Annotated in this window: 1 protein-coding gene; it reads left to right on the top strand. The window is 65.3% G+C overall.

Translation table 11 applies throughout. The features are described 5' to 3' along the window. On the top strand, positions 1-239 hold a 239-nt coding region (locus RVY79_RS21390), incomplete at both ends, for an alpha-amylase family glycosyl hydrolase (protein WP_317466636.1).

Raw genomic sequence — 239 nt, 5'->3', positions numbered from 1 at the left:
CACCTCTACACCTCCCCCATCACGACGGCGCAGCCCGGCTCGCTCCACGGCTACGACGTGGTCGATCCAACACGCGTGAACCCCGAACTGGGTGGCGAAGCTGCGCTGGGGCAACTGGTAGACGCACTGCACACGCGCAACATGGGGCTGATCGTCGACATCGTCCCCAACCACATGAGTGTGGGTGGCGCACACAATGCATGGTGGCTGGACGTTCTGGAGTCGGGCCCCGACAGCGC

The sequence above is a fragment of the Chromohalobacter sp. HP20-39 genome (genome assembly GCF_033052815.1).
Classification (GTDB): domain Bacteria; phylum Pseudomonadota; class Gammaproteobacteria; order Pseudomonadales; family Halomonadaceae; genus Chromohalobacter.
This window is presented reverse-complemented; position numbering and strand designations above follow the sequence as displayed.